The 17,862-nt window shown below is 42.6% G+C and carries 20 protein-coding genes (1 of these 20 cut by a window edge); 1 reads left to right on the top strand and 19 read right to left on the bottom strand.

The genetic code is table 11. From position 1 onward, the window contains the following. Positions 1–32: 32 nt before the first annotated feature. The 13 genes from EL140_RS00865 to tgt form a co-directional block, all read right to left on the bottom strand. Positions 33–986 carry a class I SAM-dependent methyltransferase gene (locus EL140_RS00865; protein WP_000345144.1) on the bottom strand — a complete coding sequence of 318 codons (954 nt, stop codon included), beginning with the start codon at positions 984–986 and terminating at the stop codon, positions 33–35. Between the two features lie 60 nt (positions 987–1,046). Next, a complete protein-coding gene (locus EL140_RS00860; protein ID WP_000679790.1) occupies positions 1,047–1,634 on the bottom strand; it encodes a class I SAM-dependent methyltransferase in 588 nt (195 codons plus the stop codon). 32 nt (positions 1,635–1,666) lie between these two features. After that, positions 1,667–2,080 (bottom strand): competence type IV pilus minor pilin ComGG, encoded by a 414-nt coding sequence (comGG, locus tag EL140_RS00855; RefSeq protein WP_000265647.1) that lies wholly within the window; start codon positions 2,078–2,080, stop codon positions 1,667–1,669. Continuing rightward, entirely contained in the window at positions 2,058–2,519 is a 462-nt protein-coding gene (gene comGF, locus EL140_RS00850) for a competence type IV pilus minor pilin ComGF (protein ID WP_002875275.1), read from the bottom strand. Before comGF ends, comGG begins: the two co-directional genes overlap by 23 nt. Next, on the bottom strand, positions 2,482–2,784 hold the full coding sequence (gene comGE / locus EL140_RS00845) for a competence type IV pilus minor pilin ComGE (RefSeq protein WP_000413369.1): 303 nt from the start codon (positions 2,782–2,784) through the stop codon (positions 2,482–2,484). Before comGE ends, comGF begins: the two co-directional genes overlap by 38 nt. Beyond that, on the bottom strand, positions 2,747–3,181 hold the full coding sequence (gene comGD, locus EL140_RS00840) for a competence type IV pilus minor pilin ComGD (protein ID WP_001180060.1): 435 nt from the start codon (positions 3,179–3,181) through the stop codon (positions 2,747–2,749). The genes comGE and comGD overlap by 38 nt, the downstream gene beginning before the upstream one ends. Continuing rightward, on the bottom strand, positions 3,144–3,467 hold the full coding sequence (comGC, locus tag EL140_RS00835) for a competence type IV pilus major pilin ComGC (RefSeq protein WP_000735794.1): 324 nt from the start codon (positions 3,465–3,467) through the stop codon (positions 3,144–3,146). The genes comGD and comGC overlap by 38 nt, the downstream gene beginning before the upstream one ends. Position 3,468: 1 nt before the next feature. After that, the gene (gene comGB / locus EL140_RS00830; RefSeq protein ID WP_002875106.1) at positions 3,469–4,485 is read right to left on the bottom strand and encodes a competence type IV pilus assembly protein ComGB; all 1,017 of its coding nucleotides are present in this window, start codon (positions 4,483–4,485) and stop codon (positions 3,469–3,471) included. Beyond that, a complete protein-coding gene (gene comGA / locus EL140_RS00825) occupies positions 4,433–5,374 on the bottom strand; it encodes a competence type IV pilus ATPase ComGA (RefSeq protein ID WP_000249583.1) in 942 nt (313 codons plus the stop codon). The genes comGB and comGA overlap by 53 nt, the downstream gene beginning before the upstream one ends. Positions 5,375–5,435: 61 nt before the next feature. Further along, positions 5,436–5,801 (bottom strand): DUF1033 family protein, encoded by a 366-nt coding sequence (locus EL140_RS00820; RefSeq protein ID WP_000286399.1) that lies wholly within the window; start codon positions 5,799–5,801, stop codon positions 5,436–5,438. Positions 5,802–5,958: 157 nt separating this feature from the next. Next, positions 5,959–7,110, bottom strand: coding sequence for an N-acetylglucosamine-6-phosphate deacetylase (gene nagA / locus EL140_RS00815; protein WP_001134442.1), 1,152 nt, complete (start codon positions 7,108–7,110; stop codon positions 5,959–5,961). 140 nt (positions 7,111–7,250) lie between these two features. Further along, positions 7,251–9,068 (bottom strand): acyltransferase family protein, encoded by a 1,818-nt coding sequence (locus tag EL140_RS00810; RefSeq protein WP_001220886.1) that lies wholly within the window; start codon positions 9,066–9,068, stop codon positions 7,251–7,253. A 133-nt stretch (positions 9,069–9,201) separates the two neighbouring features. Continuing rightward, positions 9,202–10,344: a tRNA guanosine(34) transglycosylase Tgt gene (gene tgt / locus EL140_RS00805; protein WP_001285237.1), complete on the bottom strand. Its 1,143-nt coding sequence runs from the start codon at positions 10,342–10,344 to the stop codon at positions 9,202–9,204. Between the two features lie 116 nt (positions 10,345–10,460). Here tgt and EL140_RS00800 point away from each other — a divergent pair, with 116 nt between their 5' ends. After that, the gene (locus tag EL140_RS00800; RefSeq protein WP_000876913.1) at positions 10,461–11,318 is read left to right on the top strand and encodes a DUF975 family protein; all 858 of its coding nucleotides are present in this window, start codon (positions 10,461–10,463) and stop codon (positions 11,316–11,318) included. A gap of 141 nt (positions 11,319–11,459) precedes the next feature. Here EL140_RS00800 and EL140_RS00795 read toward each other — a convergent pair whose 3' ends face one another. The 6 genes from EL140_RS00795 to EL140_RS00770 form a co-directional block, all read right to left on the bottom strand. Beyond that, complete coding sequence (locus tag EL140_RS00795) at positions 11,460–12,329, bottom strand: DUF2262 domain-containing protein (RefSeq protein ID WP_000982055.1); 870 nt, start codon at positions 12,327–12,329, stop codon at positions 11,460–11,462. Between the two features lie 140 nt (positions 12,330–12,469). Then, positions 12,470–13,681, bottom strand: a complete 1,212-nt coding sequence (locus EL140_RS00790; protein ID WP_000745996.1) for a LysM peptidoglycan-binding domain-containing protein — start codon at positions 13,679–13,681, stop codon at positions 12,470–12,472. A gap of 165 nt (positions 13,682–13,846) precedes the next feature. Continuing rightward, the gene (locus tag EL140_RS00785; RefSeq protein ID WP_001169117.1) at positions 13,847–14,467 is read right to left on the bottom strand and encodes an HAD family hydrolase; all 621 of its coding nucleotides are present in this window, start codon (positions 14,465–14,467) and stop codon (positions 13,847–13,849) included. 3 nt (positions 14,468–14,470) lie between these two features. Further along, a complete protein-coding gene (locus tag EL140_RS00780; RefSeq protein WP_000473978.1) occupies positions 14,471–15,751 on the bottom strand; it encodes an MATE family efflux transporter in 1,281 nt (426 codons plus the stop codon). Positions 15,752–15,811: 60 nt separating this feature from the next. Next, a complete protein-coding gene (gene thrC, locus EL140_RS00775; protein WP_000177136.1) occupies positions 15,812–17,296 on the bottom strand; it encodes a threonine synthase in 1,485 nt (494 codons plus the stop codon). Positions 17,297–17,371: 75 nt separating this feature from the next. Then, positions 17,372–17,862, bottom strand: the 3' end of a protein-coding gene (locus EL140_RS00770; protein WP_000091648.1) for a glutamate-cysteine ligase family protein. The gene runs 787 nt beyond the window's last position; 491 of the gene's 1,278 nt are visible here — the last part of the coding sequence; its start codon lies beyond the right edge, outside the window; it ends in the stop codon at positions 17,372–17,374.

Genomic DNA, 17,862 nt, shown 5'->3' with positions numbered 1-17,862 from the left:
AAGCGTTTTCATCTATTATAACAAAATCTCTTTTATATTTCAGTACCTTTGCTCCAATTTTGAAAATTTTCTTTAAAGTTCAACAAAACTGACTGATCTTGCAAGCTAGTAAGAGGATAGACAAAGGGTTCTAGTTCTTTATCTCCTTTCTTCTGTAAGACAAAAATACTTTTAGCTTGGCTTGCAGTTGAGAAAATATCCTCTGGCAGAGCGATGATAGCAGCCAGACTCACTTCGTCTTTGAGCCACCCTTTTAATAAGTCACTTTGAGGACTGGTCAATAAATCACTCGGAGCTAGAAAAATAGCATAGCCATCTGACTTAAGGTACTTGAGACCTTGCTCCATCAGCAAATGGTGGGCATAGGTATGCTCTTGACTAGAAGCCACTTGATAGCGAGAAGCGATGGCATCGTCTGGGTAATAGCCTACAGGCAAGTCGCTGATGACCACGTCGCTTTCTTTAAGCATTTGCGGACGAACGGCATCTCCTTGGACAAATCCTGCCTGCAAACCGATCACATCTGCCATACTAGCCGCCAGATCAATTAGCAAATCATCCACTTCGACTCCCAAGTAATCTACTTTTTTAGCAAGAGAAGTCAAGAAAGTAGCCCCCAAAATGCCCATACCAGAGCCTATTTCGAGGATGCTAATTTCCTCTTTATGAAGCAACTCTTCTACAACAAGTACCAAGAGGAGGGAAATGACATCCGGTGTAAACTGGTGATTGGCCTGTAAAGGTTCCGTTTGTCCTGCCTTCATCAAGAGAAACTGGTAGGTCTTGAGCCACTCTTCCTTGCGAAGCGCTAGGCGTTTAAGGGCTTGATTGTTCTCCTTGACCTGCTCTAGATTGGTCTCGCCATCTAGATAGATACTATTTTGCTCTACCAAGGCGTCATAAAAGTTGGTCGCCAAATCACTTTGGATGACTTGGACATTCTCTAGTAAATACGTATAAGCTTGTTCAATTTTTTCAAAATCCATATTTCTATCTTATCAAATTTCCCTCCTTTTTTCCATTCCTATAGAAAAATCACTCCCTTACTAGGCGAGTGATTTTTGGGCTACTGTTAAAAAGAGCTCTGCGTAATTTCCTAGGAAAAGACCTTCGGCACTGTAAAGGATCTGACTGTCAATGCTCGAAAAACCAAACTGGGCTAGCTTGTTTTCCAGTTCAGCTAAATCAAAACCATGATGGTTGGTATCTGTCTTGACAAAATCAGCGATGAGAACTTGTCCATTCTCCCTAAGGTGATGGTGAAACATGGCAAGAGTCGCATCTAGATCAGGCATATGATGAAGAACCCGACTGACTACAATTAGGTCAAATTGTTGTTCCAAGGGATTTGCCAGTAAATTCTGCTCCAAAAACTGGATATTCTTGATGTCTTGTTGCTCTGCTTTCAAACGGGCTTGCTCCAGCATTTTCTCCGAGATATCTACAAGGGTAACCGACTTGGCCTGCTTGGCTAGGGGCAAGGCTAATAGACCCGTTCCACCACCAAAATCCAGTATTTCCTTGTCTGATAGAAGAGCAATCTGTTTTTCAACTACTTGACACACCAAATTTGCAAGAAAGATATTTTTGGGCGAATCAAAGGTTTCTGCTTTGTGATTAAAATCATGTTTCATGCTTTTAGTTTAGCACAAAGTAGTTGAATTGACTAGGAATTGTCTTTCTTTTCAGACTTCTCTTCTGATTTTTTCTTCTCTGCTTGATTGCTTGAATCAGTCGCTACCTCTTCCTTTTTAGCTGTTTTCTTTTCTTGGGTTTTCATCGTAGGAAAGAGAAATTCATAGTTGCCCTTATTCATACGAACACTTGTTGCAAAACCTGTTTTCGTATTTTGATATCTGACTTTTCCTAAGTTAAAGACTCGTTCTCCACTTTCTTGCTCAGCCTTATCCTTACTTCGCTTGGCCATGGCAAAAGCGATCAACTTTTCTTTGTTTAGGGCAAAGTCTTTGTGATGGGCGACTTGCCGATTTAAATAAAACTGCAACAACAGACTAAAGATGGCTGCCATGGTGACTGCATATAAAAGAACGCCTGCCTTAACTTTTTGTTTTTTCCACACGATAGATGAACTCCCTTTCTAAGCCCTTTTGAAATTGGAAACGAAAGCGAACCAATTGATTTTCCTCTGTAATTTGAGCTGATTTGAGTCCATAAACCATCGGCTGATAGCCCCGTCCGCTGGTATCCGTTTTTCGAAAATCATCCGATTTAGACTTCCCTATAGAGATATCCTTACCATCTTGTTTTAAATAGAGGCGATTGCCTTCTACCTTTTCAAACTGCGAACGCTCTAACTCTGCCTCCAGTTGATCCACAAACAAGAGCCACTCCTTTTGCTCGCTTTGCTGCTGGTAACGAACTTCTGAAATGAGGAGCTGACTCATAGCTTGAAAAAGGAGCAAGCCTCCGCTAATGACGATAAGGGCAATCAGAGATTCTAATAGAGTGAACGCTCTTACCTTACTGCTCTTTAAGGTCGAGCAACTTCTCTGAACCATGGTAGACCTCCAATCCCTTTTCACTAGCAAACACCTGAACCTCCACTCCGTTTATGTTTACCTGATTTTGACCTGTCTGCAGAGCCATCTTCGCCACACGCAAGACTTCTTCCTTTTGCAAGATTTCTGCCTCTTCTTGTCTATTTTTCTGAATTTGTCCTAAAAGGAGGGTTGCAATGCTGGCAAACACAGCCAAAGCTACTACTGCTTCTAGTAAGATTACTGCCTTAATTTTTAGTTTCCTTAATGCGTTTAATTTTTCCATTTCCTAGATATAATTGATAGCGAATCACTCCTTTGCTAGTCTGAAATTCAACCTTAGCCAGGGACGAATTGCCCCCAGCTCGGTCAAATATAATGCTTTGTCCTGATGGCGCCTGAATTTCTTTAGGAACGGTCAACTTTTGACTGCCATTGCTGATCGTCTGCCCATCTAAGTTCAGACTGGTCTTTTGCTGACTGGCTAGACTGCGTTTTTGCGTTTCCCTATAGAGTTCTTCAAACTCCATAAAGAAAATCTGCTCCTCTACCGCCGCAAAACTGGACTGAACAGAACCGGACAAGCCTAAACCAAGGATACTCACAAGTCCCAAAACTAAGAGACTTTCCAGCATGGTAAAGGCCTTAATCTGCAACAGTTTGACTTGTTTTTTGTTTTGCATGGTAGTCTTTATAAGCTTTGGCTTGCTCAGCTGTGATACGACCGTCTGCTTGTAATTTGCTAAGGCTAGCATCTTCATTCTTGTCCAGACTATAGAGCTCTGCCTGGCTTTCTACGACCTTGACAACAGCAGCTTTTCCTTTGTCATCTACGGTATCCTTTTGCTTGGTCAAATTGGGCACAAAGAGCAAGAGAAGAACACTGATGATTAAAAGGACGACTAACATCTCTACCAGAGTGAAAGCTTGAACCTTGGCTTTTTTTAATTTTGTCATGAGTTTTTTCATTTTAAAAATTTACCTCCATATTTTGATACATGGGCATGAGCATTGCCGCATAAAGTAAAACGATAATCAGGGCCACAAAGATAAAAACCAGTGGCTGTACTAAGTTCATGGTGCGGTTGACTCGGATAAAAAAGGATTCCCAAGTCTTTTCCGCGTAGATTTCCAACTCACTCCCCAGCTTGGACTTGACTTCCCCATACTCGATGATGAGACTCAACTCCTTCTTAAAGAAAGGATAGGTCGTTATGGTTTGAGAAAATTCGCGGCCATTTTGCAGGGCTTGAGCCAAATCTTGACCGATTTCTTTAAAGAGCTGAGAACCTTGTTCCTGCATGATCTGAAAAATTTGCGTCAGCTCCATCCCCTGTGAAATCATATTGCCCCATTCACGCGCGTAATAGGCCGTCAGATAGGTCTGGACAAAGATTCCTAGAAAGGGAACCCGTGCCAACATCGAGAAAACCCGCATCTTGGAACTTCTTTTGTAGAAAGTGAGGGCTAAAAGTAAAGATAGAGAGCAAACCAGCACTAGTCCCAGAAATATTTGTGGCAGATTGCCGATGATTTGAGTGGCAATATTGCTACTGTCCAGTTGGGGAAGTAGATAGTTTCTCAACCCCAGCATGATTAGCAGGAGAAATCCCAGCAAAATCAGGGGATAAGTCGCCACTTCGATTAACTTTTTCTTGACCTTGGCCAAATTATCCAGATATTCTTCTATCTTCCTCAGACTCAGGTGAAGATTTCCATGTACTTCAGCTAGAGATAATTGGGTCACAATGGCACTTGAAAAGCCCAAACTTTCCATCATTTCTGAAAAGGATTTCCCCTGAGACAATCCTTGGTGCATCTGGGCCACATAGTCCTTTTCCAGCAAGGCACTTCTGCCCAAAAAAGAAATAATTTCCACCAAATGAAAGCCACTGGAGAAGAGGTTGTTAAACAAAGTGATGATTTTCTTCTGCTTAGCTGTAGCTAATTTTTTCCGTTTCAGCCTGAAGACTTGTGATATGTCCATCTTTAAGAAGCTGCTCAATCTGTTCATTCCAGCTAGTTGGCTGGTGTTCCTGATAGTCTTTGTTTGCAAAGTCAACGATTCCTCCTCCCCCAATTAATCTCTGGTAGCAGACTCCTTGCAGAACAACTGCTAATTCCTCCTCCGTCACACCCAACTCCAGAAGGCGTTCATAAACACCTCGGATACTCTTGGCATGAATGGTTGAAAAAACTGTCGCCCCTGTCAAACTGGCTCTGACCACTGCACGCGCTGTCTCGCTATCCCGAATTTCACCAATAATCAAGAGGTCCGGACGATGCCGGAGAGACAGTTTGATCAGATTTTCATAGGTCAAGCCAATCGCTTCATTCAACTGCAACTGGAGCATGTCTTCCTGCTTGATCTCGACAGGATCTTCAATGGACATAACCTGTTGCCCTTTAAACAGAGACTTGGCCAATTCGTGCATCAAGGTCGTCTTGCCACTTCCGACTGGACCTGCAAATAGATAGAGTCCCCGTTGCCTGTACTGCTCACCCAGTTCGTTCATATCCTGAAACCAGAAATTCAGATCCTGCTCCTCATCGTGCAACAAACGAATGACCAAACTCTCATGCCCCCGATAATCTCCTACGGTAGACAAACGCAGAGAAGACTTCTTCTCCCCATGCTGATAGTCGCAAGAACCCAGCTGACTGCGCCTCTTCTCTCCTACGTTCATACCCGCCACAAACTTAAAATGACTAATCACAGCAGCTAAAACATCAAACTCATAGGAGTCAACGAGACACCGCTCGTCTCCAACCCGCATGTGAAGCTCGTAGGACTTTTCCTTGGGAATGAAATAGATATCCTGAGCCTTCTTTTCTTTCGCAGTAGCAATAATTTTCTGTGCAATTTCTTGTACCATACCGCCCTCCTTATCTAACTATTCGCAAAAAAATAAAAAAAGCAACTTAAAAAGTTACTTTTTATCTCCATTTCATACGGCAAGAACGGTGTTTTTCTTGACCTGTTTGTTTTTCGTAGCCTGGACGTAGCTTTTCATCGGGGATGACTTGCTCATCCTGTAAAAGTGCCAAAGAATGATACTGCTGCAAATACTCATCACACTCATCACACCAGCGTTGGTCGGCAGGATCCCAAAAAATAGTCATCAAATCACTCCGACTCTTATAAAGAGGATTCTTCTTTTCCAGCTCAAACCAGCATGATTTATAATATTTTAGAGCATCATAATACTTGTCAAAAGATTGACTCATGATGACATCTTCTTCCCAACCTTCTATGAACCACCACGGTTCAAAATCCCCATACATTTCTATAACACGATACATTCTTACTACTTCCTTTGTATCGTATATTATATCTAATTTTTTATTACAAGAAAAGGATTTTGCTTGTTTCCCCCATTAGAAACTTCTTTAAGAAGCCTGTTATTTTCATCTGATAATAAAAATAGGAGTCCTTTATTGACCCCTATTTTTTATCTTCTTAGGCTTGATAACGTTTCACACCATCTAGGTAGGTTGCTACCAATTCCAAATCTTTATCTAGTACGATAAAGTCAGCGTCATAACCTTCACGGATTTGACCACAGACATCATCGATGTGAACAGATTTTGCTGGGTTGAGGCTGGCCATCATGACTGCTTCATGCGGATTCGCAATTCCCCATTCGACCACATTCTTCAAACCATCTTTGAGTTTGAGGATAGAACCTGCCAAATTGCCTGTAGATTTGAGGCGAGCAGTTCCATTGGCAACTACTACCGGGAATTCTCCCAACATGTAATCTCCATCTTCCAAGCCACCAGCTGTCATACAGTCTGTGATAAGGGCGATATTTTCAGTTCCCTTTTGTTTGAGCAAGATATCACAGGCCTTTGGATCCACATGGTGACCGTCACAGATCAACTCTGCATAGGTATGTGGCAATTCATACATGGCTCCCACCATACCGAGCTCACGGTGAGTCAACCCACGCATTCCATTGTAGGCATGTACCCAAACACTTGCTCCAGCATCGACTGCTTTTTTAGCTTCATCAAAAGTTGCATTGGAGTGTCCAAGAGCAACGGTCACTCCTTCACCCGTAATCGTACGAACAAAGTCTTCTACACCTTCGCGTTCTGGCGCAAGGGCGATTTTATTGAGCAGGCCATTGGCTGCTTTTTGCCAAGCACGAAACTCATCCATACGAGGGTCTTTCATATAGGCAGGGTTTTGGGCTCCTTTGTATTTCTCTGTGAAATAAGGTCCTTCAAAATAGATCCCACGAATCTTGGCTCCACTTGCTTCCTGGTAACGAGCGCCGATATTTTCAGTTACCGCAAGCAACTGCTCGTAAGAGGAAGTCAAGGTCGTTGGCAAGAAGCTGGTAACACCCGTGCTAAGTAGACCTTCACTCATGGTATGAAGGGTTCCTTCGATGTTATTGTCCATGACATCCACACCGCCAAATCCATGAATGTGGGTATCCACAAGTCCTGGGGCAATGCTATAACCTGTATAGTCAATCACCTCAGCTCCTTCAGGAATCTGTTCTACATGTTTGCCAAACTTGCCATCCACAAGTTCCAAGTAACCGCCACGACGAACTCCGTGTGGGTAGAAAAACTGATCCGCTTTAATATAATTAGGCATAATGATAACCTCCTTGATAGATTGTTTCTAGAATTTATTATGTCAATTACATTATAAACCTTTCTTTTTCATTTGTAAATGGTATAGACCTATTTTCTAGAGATATTTTAAAAGAGCTGGATTTCTCCAACTCTTTGATTTTATTTTGATTTCACAGGCAGTTCTTGAGCAGCCTTAACAGCAGCTGCAATCGTTTCTGCGTAAAGTTTAGCACCTTCTTCAATCATGTTGCTATCATTCCCAAAGTGAACTTGGTCGGTTCCAGCCCAGATTTCAGGGTGTTCCTTAGCAACCTTATTCCAGTCAGCGATGCTCACGTAAGGATTCTTTTCAGCTAATTCCCGCGCATAAGTCGCATACTGCTCCACTGATGTGTAAGTGTCCTTACTCTTATCTCCCTCATAAGGTGTCACCAGTATCAGATGGTGTCCTTTCGGTAGATTGTTCACGATGCTGTCCAAGTCATTCTTATAGCCTTCAGGATTGTTGACTCCCGTTGCAATAACAACTGTTTTTAGCAGCGCCTTGTTCTGACTGTTATTGAGCATAATATCGTTGGCTTGCTTGGTCGTTCGACTAACCTGGGCATTGATATTTGCTTCAGGAAGTGCCTCTTGTAAGGCTGTATTGGCACGCAAGGCTACCGAATCTCCTATTAGGCTTGTTCCCTCAGAAATTCCTAGACGACTCAGTTCAGCTTGTTCAGCAAGAGTCTTTGTTTGTCCTATATTAGTCTGGGCTTGTTTGAAACCATTGACCATCAAGTCTGTCTCAAAAGCTCCAACTTGAGGAGCCACAGCTATGATAATCAAGGCAATCAGGGTAAGAATGCCAGCACCAGCACCACTAATTGGTTTAATATGAGGCAATCGACTAATCTTCCGTATTAAAGGATTGGATTTACCAGCAATCAACGGCTCAATGATATAGAAGGATAGGATAGCAAAGAAATAAGAAAAGATGATTGTCAGAATAACAGCAGGCAAATTACTCATCAACTGAGAAAAGATAATATAAAAAGGCCAGTGGAAGAGATAAACCGCGTAGCTGGTATCCGCTAAAAATGTAATGATCCGAGGTTCTTGTATCTCAGGCGTTTTCTCATGCAAGACACGCGCAGCAAAAATCATGGTCACTGCCGCTAAACTTGCTAGCAAGAAGCCAAATAAGTACGCAAACAGGTAGGTAAATTTGACAAAGAAAGTCAGAAGCAACAATACCAAAAGCCCCGCAGCAAATACCAGTAGATTTTGACGAAGGTCCCACATCCGGTCAAACTGCTTGACTAAATCGCTCGTCTGACGAACCCCCACAACTGTCGCCAAAATGCTTCCTAAAAAGAAGGGATAGACATGGGTTAAACTTGAAAAGTAGACAGATGAATAGGAACTAGCCATTAGACTACCAATAAACATGGAGAAAAAGCTAATGATAAAAGCTCCTGCAGAAAGGAGAAAGACTATCCCTCTCAATTGACTACTAGATTTTGAACGTTTCGATAAGAACCAAACCGCTAAGCCCCAAAGGATATAGTAGTGAACCTCAACAGCTAGGCTCCAGTTGTGAACAAAGAGATGCGGAATGAACTGGGATTCATAACTACCCCCTGTTAACATTTCGTAGAAGTTGGTCATAAAACCGAGAACTCCAGCTATCTGGCCACCAATTCCAGCAACATAGTCTTGACGAACCAAGAAAGTAAAAGGCATGGTCACCAAAACCATCAGCACCACAGGTGGCACGATGCGGTAAAACCGTCTCTTAAAAAAGCCCAGTAAGTCAATCTGGCGTGCCTTCCCAAATTCTTCTAAAAGGAGGGAGGTGATCAAAAATCCTGAAAAAGTGAAAAAGACATCTACCCCAAAGAAGCCTCCAGGAAAGATCGTTTGAAAGAAGTGGTACAAAAGCACCAAAAGTAAACCTGTAATCCTAATCAAGGAAAACCATTTAATACGCATACGAGTCTATTCTCCATTAAATTAGGAAGCAAAACACCGCCTAATTTCCATTCCATTATACTCCCTATTCTATCAAAAAAATAGGAAAAATCCTAAGAGAAAACTTAGGATTTTGGCATTCTAATTTTACACTTTAGAAATTGCGCCCTGACTTGTTGTAGCCATATTTTTCTACAAAATACTCACGGAATTCCAAGAGATTGTCATCCATGATGGCTTGGCGGACCTGCTTCATCAGGTTGAGTAAGAAGTAGAGATTGTGGTAACTAGTCAAGCGGATACCAAAGGTTTCATCAGCCTTGAGCAGGTGACGAAGATAAGCGCGTGTGTAGTTTTTACATGTATAGCAATCACACTCAGGATCCAGTGGCGTAAAGTCCTCAGCGAATTGGGCATTTTTGACAACCAAACGACCTTGACTGGTCATACAAGTTCCGTTACGAGCGATACGAGTCGGTAAGACACAGTCAAACATATCCACACCACGAATAACCCCATCAATCAAGCTATCTGGCGCTCCAACACCCATCAAATAGCGAGGTTTGTTTTCAGGTAGCAGTTGAGTTGTGAAGTCCAAGACTGCATTCATTTCTTCGTGCGTTTCTCCCACTGCCAAACCACCGATAGAGTAGCCTGGGAAATCCATGCTGACAAGGTCATGAGCTGACTGACGGCGAAGATCTTCAAAGCCTGCTCCCTGTACAATTCCAAACAAACCTTGGTCATGCGGACGACGATGAGCCTTCAAACCACGCTCAGCCCAACGACTGGTACGTTCGATTGATTTCTTAACGTAATCATAGGGTTGGTAAAACTGAGGACATTCGTCAAAGGACATCATGATGTCGGAGCCTAGATTATTCTGAATAGAGATGGCTTTCTCTGGCGATAGGAACATCTTGGAACCATTGAGATGGTTTTTAAAGGTTACTCCTTCTTCGGTGATATTTCGGCTATCAGCTAGGGAATAAACCTGGAAACCACCACTATCCGTCAAGATTGGTTGGTCCCAATTCATGAACTTGTGGAGACCACCTGCGCGTGCGATGAGTTCATCTCCAGGGCGAAGCCAGAGATGATAGGTATTAGAGAGGATAATCCCTGATCCCATCTCCTTCAACTCCTCTGGTGACTGGGTTTTTACAGTAGCTTGGGTCCCAACTGGCATAAACATAGGCGTTGGAAAGGTACCGTGCGGGGTGATGATTTCTCCCAGACGAGCTCCTGTATGTTTTTCTTTCTTAATCAAACGGTATTTGATTGGTGAATCTGACATTTTCTACCTCCGAAGCTGGGAAAGACAGTCCCAGTTCATACTTTGTGCCCAAAGGCATACTGTATGATTTTATCAAAAAAACCAGGAACTGTCACGAACTATGGTATAATGAGAGAATGAAATACCCAAAAATTGATTTAAAAACCATTCGTCTGCAGACGAGGCAGTTTCAGGCTGAAAATCCCCGCCTCTTTCTCGTCTATCTCTTACCTAGCATACTGGTCATCTTATCAGGCTTTCTCAACCCCTTGGCTCGTCTCCAAGAAAATGTTTTAGAGCAATCCTTTTTCAGCATGCTGGCACAAGTGCTCCAAGCCTATCTCTTCCCGCTAGTGGTTTCTTTTGTGAGCACGATTTTTCTAGCAGGTGCTGCCTTTGCGACACTCCGACTCCTCAAGGATCCTGATACAGAACTCTCAGTAAAATCAAGTCTAGCCCTCTTTGCTGCAGAGCGCTTCTCGCAAACCTTCCTAACTCTGCTCCTCAAACGTTTCTACCTCTTTTTATGGAGCATTCCAAACTTAGTAGGCGTTTATTTTCTCTTTTATAGCAATCTCTTAGCTCGGAGATTTGTCGCCCTACATCCTGAATTTCCAAAATTAGACCTCTCATCCGTTGAAACAGAGCAATTCCTTATGACCTTTGGGCTCTACTTTTTCGCGAGCCTCATCTTGATGATTGTAGGGAACATCCTCTACGTTCCGCAACATTATGCCTACTCGCAAGTAGAATTCCTCCTCTGCGACACTCTGGATTTAGGACAGGCTAAACCAATGCAAATACTTAAAACCAGCCGTTTCTTGATGAAGGGTTACAAATTCCAGCGCTTTGTCCTCGACCTACAACTACTCCCTTGGTACTTCCTCAATTGGATTACTTTTGGAATTGCTAGTTTTTCAATCCTTCCCTATATCCAGAGCAGCCAAATCATTTTCTATCGAACTTTGCTCGCTCTCAAACGCCGAAAAGTATAAACTTTCTACTATTATCTCAAAAAAATCAGCACTTTCTAAAGAAGGTGCTGATTTCAGTTATTTTTAAAATATAATGGAAAAACTCCTGTAACAGGACTAAGTTGCTTATTCACAATAAAGAAATAATCACATGCTGTCCATTTACCCTACCAAGGTCACATTTTCTATATTTCCTTCAATATCTGCCCTGACTTCTACCGCATGCCCAGCAAAAATATCCTCTTTATCTCCATAATAAAGAGTCAAATCCCCCGCTTCGCTGATAGACAGTTCCCCCAGATACAAGGAATTATAAAAATAGTCCTCTGTTAATACTTCGGCATCTCCGTCTGAAGCTAGCCAGTCCTCTGCTGTTTCCCACATCTCTTTTACTATAACGTCTCGGATTTCAGAGTCTCTTCGGTCAATATCCCTGACAAATGTTTTCAAGTAGCCAAATGATTTTGGTGGTAAGCTGGCATCTTCATTTGCATCCAACATCACGCTAACCCTGCTTCCCGCAAGATCCATACTTCCCTCAAACCATGAATAAGCTCTATTTAAAGTGAATTCGCCTATAGAATCTTTGATGACGACTGGTTTAACATATTCTGCAATCAGAGCTTCTAATCTACTATCCGACTGCCCATCTTCAATGTATTCCAGCAGACGATAACAGTTATTCGCTACTGCTGCCATATAAGGTTCTAATTGCCTTTGTGGTCTTTTCTGACATTTGATGTGATGAATCTGATAGGGCTCGAAACTATAGCTATAGAGCAAGCCCTTTTCTTCATATTCCTCTGGACTCACCAACCACTCCAAACGTCCCTCTATTTCCGAGAACTCCTTTGTCCCCACATTCACACTTGCTACAAAATGAACCGAAGGCAACTTCCATCCATTCTTTAAAACAGTCGCACCTCCCACATTTTGCAAAGTGATAATCAAGAGTTCAACGACTTCACCACAAAATTCTTTTTCAAAGTCATCAATGGTTTTCTCAAATGTTTTTTTCAAACTATTCATCATAGTGTTCTCACCTTCTACTAAAATAAAAATACTTGATTTTCAGTCAACTTCAGTTTGATTATAGCATAACTTTGAAAACATTTTGACTTAGAACAACAAAAAGAAGCCTCAACCTTATGAGTTTTCAGCTTCTTTTTCTATTAGTTCATTGATACGTGAACGTGATCATAGTGGTTTTCGGTTACGCTACCACGGTCTGGCATTGGATTCCACGTGTAGGCTGGTCCATATTTACTATCATATGGAGCGTAGAAACGTTGTTTCCAGATGATATAGTTGATACCACGGCTAGCCATATTTTTGACTGCATATTCTGCAATTTGATCTCCGAGTGCTGAACTCACTGGAACCATAAAGTCGATGGCCAAACCTTTACCATGGTCCCCACTGTCACCAGGACGGTAGCCACTAAAAGATGTAATTCCAAACAAGTTGGCTACTTCTTCTTTAAAGGCCGCTGTTTGTGGTTGAAGACCAGCATTCTCAGACTTAGCTACAGCAAGTCCTGCATAGTCAGGAGCCGCTGGAGCAGCATACGTTCTTGAAGGAGTTTGGCTTTGCTCTGCTTGATAAGTCGAAGTTGCAGTGTCAGAAGTTGCTGTTGATGCTGCTTCTTCTGTTGCACTTGTTCCTGTTGTATCAGCAGGTGTTTCAGTTGCTGGAGCAGCTGCTACTGGTGCTTCTGCTGGAGTTGTTGCTGCCGTTTCTTCAGTAGCTGGAGTCGCTGCTTGAGGAGCTTCTTCTTCAACTGGACTAGTTGTTTCTGCTACCGGTGCTTCCGCTGGAGTCGTTTCAGCTGTTTCTTCTGCTACAGGTGTTTCTGTGGATGGTGTCTCCTCAGCAACTGTCGCTGTCTCAGAAACTTCTGAACTTGGCGCTACTTCTGCTGGTTTTTCAGTCTCTGTTGCAGTTGGAGCTTCCTCAATTGGTTGAGAAAGGTCTTCTACTTGAACTGTTTGTTCATCGACTGTCACTTGATTGGTTGTCAAATCAGCTGTCGCAGTCGTCACTTCTTCACTAGCATCTGCTTGAGGAGTTTGGATTTCAACTTCCGTTACCTCTTCTGCCTCATTGACAGTTGTAGTGAGGACAGTATCTGGGAAAATCAAGTCCATATTGGTGATTTTGTTCAAATTTGCAAGAACTGTGACATCTACACCCAAGGCTTCTGCAATGGTGCTCAAGGTATCACCATACTGTACTGTATAGCTTGTTTTGTTGTCCGTTTTAGTCAAATCGTTTTGGATTTGCTCAACACTACGTGCAGTCCAAAGGACTTCTTCTGCTTGAGTTGCCAATACTGGGGCAAATGACAAGGCTACTGTTGAGGCTAAAATAATTCTTTTCTTCATTCGTTCATATTCCTTTCAAATGAGTACCTGTCTATCATAACACAAAAAAAGCAGAAAAAAAGCCCTCTCGGGCCTATTTAACAGAACTGTCCATTCCTTGTAACAAACTCGATTACTTGAAATAGTTTGTTAGGTTTCTGTCACAAAACTGACACAATCTTCTCGTCACTTATCCTCAAAAATATAAGGAATAGCTGCTAGTGCTTGAATCCTGTGATTCACTTCATAAGAAGACTCTAAAAAGTTGATGCTTTGAAGGCCACTATTCTGGGCAAATTCCACATCCAAAGTCCGGTCCCCTATATAATAGGTCTTCTCAGGATCCAGCTGATACTTGTCTAACAAATAGGTAGCCGCTTCTGGACTAGGCTTGCGCTCAAAGCCACTCTGACTGGTTAAAATCTCTTTGAAATAGGATTCCAACCCCAAGTCTCTGAGAATGGTAAAAGCATTGTCCCCCTTATGAGTATAGACAAACTGCTGAATCCCTGCTTGGTCTGCCCAAGCTAGCACTTCACTCGCACCTGACATCAAAACTACCTGAGTATTCTTCTCAGCCAGACTCTGGGCACGTACCTGGTTGAGCACTTCCGCATCCAGGTTTCTCTCTTCTGCCACCTGCTCCAGCAAATCCTGCACAGAGTACCTGAGGATAAACTCTCTCACTTTTTCCTTATCATAAGGAATAGAAAACTGAGCAAAGGCCTCCTCAATCCCTGACAAAATCGCTTCGTATGAGTCCAATAAAGTCCCGTCCAAATCCCAAATAAAGGCTATTTTTTGCATCTCCTATCCTTTCAAGCTCATATAACGCTGGTAACGGTAACGTAGAAATAACCAACGGAAACCATTATCCAAGAGAGTCCCTGCCCAAATACCAGGCAAGCCCCAACCAAGAACAATACCCATCAGATAGGCTGTCCCTATACGGATACACCACATCCCAATACTTGTCGCATAAAAGGGGAGGCGAGCATTTCCCAATCCCTGCCACACTGCCGTATATATAACTGTCCCTGTCGCCATGGGAGTTCCTAGTAGAGAGAACAGTGCCACCAAAACGCTCGCTTCAACTGCTATAGGGTCCGTCGTATAGAGATGAGTCAATGGTGTCCCCAAGGCATAGATACTGAGAGTTAAGGGCAACATGAGAAGCAGAGAAAGCCAAAAGGTTTGCTTGCTTACCTCGTCTACTCTTTCCCAGTTATCCTCTCCAACTGCTCGAGCCACCTGCATGACCGTTGCCGTAGCGACACCAAAGGCAGGCATGTAGTTAAACTGGGTCAAGACTTCTCCAACTGCATTCCCCGCTACTGCCTCCGTCCCAAAAGAAACAACCAAGGCAATGATTACTACATCTCCAGCTCGCATCATGAGACGTTCTCCTGCCGCTGGCAAAGCCAAAGTCAATAGTTCCTTATCTAAACCAAAAGTCGGTTTCTCAAAAGGCAGCTTTAATTGCGACCACAAAATCACAAGACCGACTAAGCGAGACAAGATAGTCCCCCAAGCAACACCTGCTATCCCCATATCAAGGACAAAAATAGCTAGACTTGAAAAAAGAATATTCAAGGCATTGGATAAAAGACTAACATAGAGGGGTAGACGCGGATTATGTGTTGCACGAATCAAGGCACCTAGACTCGTCATCAAGCCCAAGAGAACAATCGATCCACCCACCAAAGATAGGTAAAGTCCACCACTCTCAGCCACCTCCTGCTCAGTTCCCAAAAATCCTATCATCTCTTGCCCAGCAAAGATGGATAAAGCGCCTAAAAGTGCACTCAGCAATAGAGTTATCTTGAGAGCCTCTGTCACGTGATAAGCCAACTTGGACTGATCTTTCTGCCCCAAACTTTTTGAAATAACACTGGAGATAGCAGCTCCCAGAGCGATAAAAATCGCCTGGTAAATGGTGATAATATTGCCAGCGACTGAAACACCTGAAATAGCGATTAAGCCCAAGTGAGCGACCAAGTAACTATCCACCATGCCCATAAGCATCTGCAAAAAGTTTTCACCCATAGCTGGCAATGCAATATTAAGAATGTCTTTATTTTTCTTAAACAATCCTTCCTCCTGATGAAAAGAAACTCAGTTGGTTTCCCAACCGAGTTTACTCCCTCTGTCTTAAAGTCCTAGATAAGTCTCAACCGCTGCTTGCATGTCAGCAGCTGCCACTGTTGTTTTATGACGAACTGGAGCTGTTTCAAGGCCATCAACCGCTGGTGGCACTGCCACTCCTGAAATGTCATGTAATTGAGCCAAGGCTTCAAAGTCAGTCAAGCCTGCTTTTCCTGTTACCGCTTCTACGGCAACCACTGGGAACTTGTATGGACTAGCTGTTGATGCAATCACTGTCTTAGTCGCATCGCCAGTAGCTGCTTGGTATTTTCTATAAACAGCTGAGGCAACCGCGGTGTGTGGGTCCTCGATGTAAGCATCTGTTTGATAAACACGTTTAATTTCTGCCGCAGTTTCTTCCTCAGTCGCATATTCAGCTGCAAAGAGTTCCAGAATCGCTGCATCAAAGTCTGTCAATTCATATTGTCCTTGTGTACTCAAAGCATTCATGAGTTCAGCTGTCTTAACCGCATCATTCCCCAAAAGATGGAAAATCAAACGCTCCAAGTTTGAAGATACTAAGATATCCATAGATGGGCTAGTCGTTACTTTAAACTCACGTTTCTTATCGTAAACACGTGTTTTAAAGAAGTCAGTTAAAACATTATTGTCATTTGAAGCACAGATCAATTTACCAACTGGCAGACCAATTTGTTTAGCATAAAAGGCAGCCAAGATATTTCCAAAGTTTCCAGTTGGTACTGTGAAGTTGACTTTTTCACCAGCTACAATCTCACCAGTCTTAACCAACTGAGCGTAGGCATAGACATAATAAATAACCTGTGGAACCAAGCGACCAATATTCATAGAGTTAGCTGATGAAAATTGCAGTTTATTGGCAGCCAACTTTTCACGAAGAGCTACATCGTTAAACATATGTTTCACATTTGTTTGCGCATCATCAAAGTTTCCATCAATAGCGATAACATGAGTATTGTCGCCAGTCTGAGTAGTCATTTGCAACTCTTGTACCTTGCTGACACCGTCTTTTGGATAAAAAACGATAATCTCAGTACCAGGCACATCGGCAAATCCTGCCATAGCAGCTTTTCCAGTATCACCAGATGTCGCTGTCAAAATGACAATCTTGTTCTCTAAACCATGCTTTTTAGCGGCTGTCGTCATAAAGTATGGCAAGATAGACAAGGCCATATCCTTAAAGGCAATTGTTGAACCATGGAACAATTCCAAGTTGTATTGCCCATCCAGTTTCACCAATGGCGCAATAGCTGGAGTATCAAACTTGCTATCGTAGGCATTGTTGATACAGTAGTCCAACTCCTCAGCCGTAAAGTCATCTAAAAAGGCTGATAAAACTAATTTGGCCACTTCTTGGTAAGAAGCATCTTTTAATGTTTCAAAGTCCAAATCCACCTTTGGATAAGTAAGTGGTGTAAACAGACCACCATCCGTCGCCAAACCTTGCAAAATAGCTTGGCTGGCAGTTACTGTATTATTGGCATCACGCGTTGATTGATAAACTAATGTCATGAATCTCTATCCTTTATCTATAGTCTCTTCCATTATATCATGATTTTTCAGAAAATTCTCCCTTTATAAGAGAAATTATAATCCCAATTCTTTCTTCAAAGGCTCTAAATAAACCATTTCTTGCTTGCCTCTCTTCTCCAGACCTTCCTCAGCTAGGGTGAGTAAATCTTTAGAAAACTCGAGAACCGCAGCTTCTTCTTCATCTGTAAGTTTTTTCTTAGAAAATTGTCGTCTTAAAAGCTTATAATCACGACCAGCTGTGGTAAAAAATGGAGCAGTTCGCAAGTAAGCTTCAAGCTTGTCTAAATGAACCAACAAGCCCAAATGAAAGGCTGCAGAAGCAAAAGTCCTATCAAGCGGCTGAGTACACACACTACGAAACTCAACTGTCCCTCGAGTCGTTAAGTCTTGGTACTGGTAACTACGATGAGTTTGGAAATCTTCCTCCTGAGGATGAATTAACACCTCATCCCCATTAAGGGTAAATGCTTGGATTTCAGGTGTAGCCAAATAGTCCCTAGCCTGAATCGGATAAAAATAATAGGTCTGCCCATCACGCTCCGCAG

The organism is Streptococcus oralis ATCC 35037 (assembly GCF_900637025.1).
Lineage (GTDB): Bacteria > Bacillota > Bacilli > Lactobacillales > Streptococcaceae > Streptococcus > Streptococcus oralis.
The sequence above is the reverse complement of the archived record's forward strand: the minus strand, read 5'-3'. Positions and strand labels throughout refer to the sequence as shown.